The sequence below is a fragment of the Pantoea sp. SIMBA_079 genome, from assembly GCF_046940275.1.
Taxonomy (GTDB): Bacteria; Pseudomonadota; Gammaproteobacteria; order Enterobacterales; family Enterobacteriaceae; genus Pantoea; species Pantoea borealis.
This window is the reverse complement of record NZ_JAWRYR010000080.1, coordinates 1-361: the sequence shown is the minus strand read 5'-3', so window position 1 is coordinate 361 and position 361 is coordinate 1. Positions and strand designations below refer to the sequence as shown.

Sequence of the window (361 nt, the reverse complement as noted above, 5' to 3'; positions counted from 1 at the left end):
GTGTCCAATGCCCTGTCGCGTCTGCGCGAAACCTTCAATGACCCGCTGTTCGTGCGCACCGCGCAAGGCATGGTGCCCACACCCATGGCGCAGAACATCATCGGCCCGGTGCGCAACGCCCTGGCGCTACTGCGGACCTCGGTGCAGGAAAGCCGCACGTTCAACCCGCAGCAGGCCAACAAGACCTTCCGCATCAGCATGACCGACCTGACCGAGGCGGTCATCTTGCCGCCGCTGTTCCAGCGCCTGCGCCGCCTGGCGCCGGCGGTAATGATCGCGAGCTTCCTGGGCAAGCGCCGCGAGACCACCAAGGAACTCGCCGCCGGCCGCCTGGACTTTGCCATCGACGCGCCACTGAACA

The 361-nt window shown here is 66.5% G+C and carries 1 protein-coding gene; it reads left to right on the top strand.

Annotation, left to right across the window (positions count from 1 at the left end; translation table 11 throughout):
- The coding region (locus SB719_RS19190; RefSeq protein ID WP_412159607.1) for a LysR substrate-binding domain-containing protein at positions 1–361 on the top strand (361 nt) is incomplete at both ends.